This is a genomic window from Aeromonas aquatica, assembly GCF_000764655.1.
Classification (GTDB): Bacteria; Pseudomonadota; Gammaproteobacteria; order Enterobacterales; family Aeromonadaceae; genus Aeromonas; species Aeromonas aquatica.
Map to the genome: position 1 here is coordinate 1 of NZ_JRGL01000046.1, position 4801 is coordinate 4801.

Consider the following 4801-nt stretch of genomic DNA (forward strand, 5'->3'; position numbering starts at 1 on the left):
TACATGATGTAGACGGGCTGCGATCCAGCCGCTCCCCGGGAGAGTGGCAGTGGGTCATCCCACTGGGGGCAGAACTGGCCCCGGCTTCACTCTTTTGGATTGCGCATCAGCTACGGCTGACTCCGAATGCGCAGTGGATCTACGGGGATCACGATTTGCTGGATGACAGTGGTAAACGTCACTCTCCCAACTTCAAACCGGATTGGAATGAAACGCTGCTGCACGGCCAGAACTATATCGGCTGGTGCGCGTTATGGCGGGGGGAGAGCCCCCCCTCTGCGCCACAGAATGGGGCCCAATGCCACCACTGGTGGCTACAACTTGCCCGGCAACTGGATGTCAGCCAGATAGCCCATATTCCGGTGCTGATGATGCATCTACCCAAGCAGGATCAGGATGACCATGGTCTTATCGCCCAAGCAAGCCAGGTTGTACCTTCGGGTGTGACACTGTCCCCTGCTCCCCACGGGATCTGCCGCTGGCACTGGCCATTGCCAGCCCAGTTGCCACGAGTATCGATCATCATCCCCACCCGTAATGGCGTGGCTCATCTCAAGCCCTGTATTGACAGTCTGGTCCAGCAGACTCGCTACCCCAATCTGGAGATCCTGGTGATGGATAACCAGAGTGATGAGGCCGATACCCTGGCTTATTTAACTCATGCCACTCAGGAATACGGAGTGCGGGTGATCCCTTATGACCATCCGTTCAACTACTCGGCTATTAACAACAGTGCCGTGAACCAGGCCAGTGGTGAGCTCATCTGCCTGCTCAATAACGATACCGAGATCATGAACCCGGACTGGTTGGACGAAATGGTTTCCCATCTGCTGCGTCCAGGTGTTGGCGTGGTTGGAGCCAAGCTCTATTACGGTGATGGTCGAGTGCAACATGGTGGTGATGCCGTTGGGCCGGGTGGTTGCGCCGATCACTTTCATGCGGGCCTCACCGCAAACGACCCCGGCTATCAACGTCGGGCCGTCTGCGCTCAGGAGCTGTCTGCCGTGACCGCGGCTTGCCTGTTGACTCACCGCCAGCTCTTTGTATCCCTCGGCGGTCTGGATGAACGCAATCTGCCCGTTGCATTCAACGATGTGGATTACTGCCTGCGGATTGGTGAGGCTGGCTGGCGAATTGTCTGGACCCCTTTTGCCGAGCTCTATCACCATGAGTCGGTATCCCGTGGCAAGGATGTGACGCCACAACAATTGGCGCGAGCACAAGGGGAGCTGCGCTATATGAAGAAACGCTGGGCACAGCGGCTTAAGCATGATCCAGCTTATAATCCCAACTTGAGTTATGACCGCCCTGATTTCTCGCTCAGTCATACTCCTAATGTGGTGTTGCCATGGATGAAATGATCAGAAGAGTTCTATTTAAAAAATACCGAAAATTAAACAAAAAGGAACACGGCCTTAATTCCATATTACACGGTCCTTGCCGACGAGTTATCATCTTGCATGAGGGTAATTCACCGACGCTCGCCTATTTTCATCAGAGTATTGCAGCACAATTTAAAAACACAGACATCATACTAAAAGACGGTCACGATCTAAGTCATCTGTCAATCCAACCTGATGATGCCATTGTTATCATCAGGTTTATATCCTCACACTGGCAGGCCAGAATTGAGCAGGACATTGATAAATTATCAAGAATAATTTATTTTATGGATGATGATCTATTAGACCCAGCTGCGTTGCAACGGCTACCTAAAGAATACCGTAAGAAAATATTACGTCGCGCCTCGGCTCAGCACAGATGGGTAACCTCATATTGTGATGATTTTTGGGTATCAACACCCTACCTAAGAAAAAAGTACTCTCATTTAGATCCAAAAATCATCAACCCGACACCTTCGAGTATGTTACTCGAGCATACCCCCATGTTGAGAGTTGCATATCATGGTACCAGCTCTCATCGGGATGAGAAAATATGGTTATATGACGTTATTAGCAAAGTCATGGAACTTTGCCAAAATGTCACATTTGAAATATTTGGTGAACATGACATATATAAACTCTACCGCAATACGCCTAGGGTAACTGTGCTCCATCCCATGTCTTGGGATAATTATCTCGCGTATACCCAAACTCAGCGCATCGATATTGGCTTGGCACCCTTACTTGAGTCTGCCTTTAATGCTGGGAGAGGACCCGTAAAATTTTATGACTTTGTCCGCATGGGTGCAGTGGGAATATATAGCAATCGAGCCCCATACAAAGATCTTGTGACACAAAATGTTAATGGCATATTACTTGAAAACGATAACGCGTCATGGGTTAATGCAATAAAAACACTTGCCTACTATCATGAAAAACGCACACAATTAGCTCAAAATGCAAAAAATACAGCAATGCTTCTTCTTTGAACATACAAATACACGCTGTAAATTAATGACTTAATTATAAATGTGCTTGCCTTTTCATGGCTCTCCATTATTGTTTAACATCAATTTTTTATATTACTTCTGTCATCACCTTGGCAATGATAATTTCAAGCATCTGCAGTACATTATTCAACGCACTACATTTACGCGTAGTATATTCGTCCTCTAGGCATGTTTAAAAACAACCATTTCAATATTGAAGGGATTTTATGCACCCATCAGCCCTGTACTTTGGAAAAGAATTTTTCAACACCTACATCAAGGAAATTCATGACCCCATTAATATCATCGAAATAGGTTCACAGGATGTTAATGGCAGTATCAGGGATTTTTTTATATGTAAGGATAATATCACCTATACCGGTCTTGACTTCACCCAGGGAAAGGGTGTCGATATCTTGATCAGCGATCCTTACCGACTCCCTGTGGAAGATGCATCTACCGATGTCGTCGTGACCAGTTCTTGCCTTGAGCATTCAGAGCTATTTTGGCTCTCATTTAGCGAAATGCTGAGAATTTTGAAACCGGGTGGTCTTATCTATATCAATGTGCCAAGTAACGGATACATACATAGGTACCCTGTCGATTGCTGGCGTTTTTACCCTGATTCAGGCAAGGCTCTAGAAACATGGGGACGTCGATGTGGTTACGGTGTAACGCTATTGGAGTCATTTACCAGCGCACAGTTCTCTACTCTACAAGAAGATAGATGGAGTGACTTCATCGCTGTTTTCGCAAAAGGTGACGTTCGTGTAAAAAACACACAGCGGATGTCTCTTTGCTCTGACAAATTGCTAAAAAATATCTATACAAACATTCATGGTGATGAAGACATCGACTTCACACCCGAAGATTTCAAAATTCAAGAAAAATATAAAAACCAAGTGGTAGACATTCAAGAAAGATTGGACTTAGTAGTTCATTCTTATGAAAATAAGCTGGCCCAGAAAGATATTGAAATCGAGCAACTGAAATCTTTATTGACACCTTAAGAGTAGAAAAACAGAGAGAAACGATATGAAAATCCTTGTTACCGGTGGAGCGGGCTTTATCGGCTCTGCCGTTGTTCGCCATATCATCCGTGATACCCAAGACTCCGTCATCAATCTCGACAAGCTGACTTATGCGGGCAACCTGGAGTCCTTGGCAGAAGTATCGAGCAGCGAGCGCTATGCCTTCGAGCAGGTGGATATCTGCAATCGCGTCGAGCTGGACCGCGTGTTTGCAACGCATCAACCGGATGCCGTGATGCACCTGGCAGCCGAGAGTCACGTCGATCGCTCCATCACTGGGCCCGCTGATTTCATCGAAACCAATATCGTCGGTACTTACGTGCTGCTCGAAGCGGCCCGGGCCTATTGGAACGGTCTGGATGACACGCGCAAGAGTGCTTTTCGTTTCCACCATATCTCCACCGACGAGGTATATGGCGACCTGCCCCACCCGGATGAGGTGAATGCGGGTGAGGCTTTGCCCCTCTTTACCGAGGCCACGCCGTACGCGCCCAGCAGCCCTTACTCTGCTTCCAAGGCATCGAGCGATCACCTGGTGCGAGCCTGGCGCCGGACTTACGGTTTGCCGACCGTGGTCACCAACTGCTCCAACAACTACGGCCCCTATCACTTCCCCGAGAAGCTGATCCCACTGGTGATCTTGAATGCCCTGGATGGCAAGCCCCTGCCCATTTATGGCAAGGGTGACCAGATCCGTGACTGGCTCTATGTGGAAGACCATGCCCGCGCGCTCTACACCGTGGTGACCACCGGTATGGTCGGTGAGACCTATAACATCGGTGGCCACAATGAGAAGCAGAACCTGGAGGTGGTGCACACCATCTGCGATCTGCTCGATGAGCTGGTGCCCAAGGCAAGCTCCTACCGCGATCAAATCACCTACGTGACCGATCGCCCCGGCCACGACCGCCGTTATGCCATCGATGCCAGCAAAATGAGCCGCGAACTGAGCTGGCAACCGCAAGAGACCTTCGAGTCAGGCATTCGCAAGACGGTGCTGTGGTATCTGGAAAACACGCAGTGGGTCAGCAACGTCAAGAGCGGGGCCTATCAATCCTGGATTGCGCAGAATTACGGGGAGCGTGCCTGATGCATATTCTGCTGTTTGGTAAGAATGGTCAGGTTGGCTGGGAGCTGCAGCGCGCATTGGCCCCGCTGGGCCGCATTACCGCAGTGGATTTCGATTCCACTGACTATTGCGGTGATTTCAGTAACCCTGCCGGGGTGGCCGAGACGGTCCGCCTGCTCAAGCCGGATGTGATTGTCAATGCCGCGGCCCACACCGCCGTTGACAAGGCCGAGAGTGAGCGTGAGTTTGCCGAGCTACTCAATGCCACCAGTGTGGCCGCGATTGCAAAAGAGGCTGAAACACTCGGTGCCTGGCTGGTACACTACTCCA

Annotated in this window: 5 protein-coding genes; all 5 read left to right on the forward strand. The window is 49.6% G+C overall.

Annotated elements, in window-relative coordinates:
- Positions 1-1361 (forward strand): glycosyltransferase family 2 protein (locus LG30_RS21425; RefSeq protein WP_152599104.1); only part of this gene is annotated, 1361 nt, incomplete at its 5' end.
- Positions 1349-2371, forward strand: coding sequence for a glycosyltransferase family protein (locus tag LG30_RS21430; RefSeq protein WP_081966051.1), 1023 nt, complete (start codon positions 1349-1351; stop codon positions 2369-2371). The genes LG30_RS21425 and LG30_RS21430, both read left to right, overlap by 13 nt.
- A 227-nt stretch (positions 2372-2598) precedes the next feature.
- The gene (locus tag LG30_RS0107605; protein ID WP_052100896.1) at positions 2599-3381 is read left to right on the forward strand and encodes a methyltransferase domain-containing protein; all 783 of its coding nucleotides are present in this window, start codon (positions 2599-2601) and stop codon (positions 3379-3381) included.
- A gap of 25 nt (positions 3382-3406) precedes the next feature.
- A complete protein-coding gene (gene rfbB / locus LG30_RS0107610; RefSeq protein WP_033130108.1) occupies positions 3407-4492 on the forward strand; it encodes a dTDP-glucose 4,6-dehydratase in 1086 nt (361 codons plus the stop codon).
- Positions 4492-4801: sugar nucleotide-binding protein (locus LG30_RS0107615; protein ID WP_033130109.1), on the forward strand; the 310-nt coding region annotated here is incomplete at its 3' end. The genes rfbB and LG30_RS0107615, both read left to right, overlap by 1 nt.

What these genes read in the sequence shown, in the direction of transcription:
- rfbB (WP_033130108.1), top strand. Translation starts at nt 3,407, where the DNA reads ATGAAAATCCTTGTTACCGGTGGAGCGGGCTTTATCGGCTCTGCCGTT.
- LG30_RS0107605 (WP_052100896.1), top strand. Translation starts at nt 2,599, where the DNA reads ATGCACCCATCAGCCCTGTACTTTGGAAAAGAATTTTTCAACACCTAC.
- LG30_RS21430 (WP_081966051.1), top strand. Translation starts at nt 1,349, where the DNA reads ATGGATGAAATGATCAGAAGAGTTCTATTTAAAAAATACCGAAAATTA.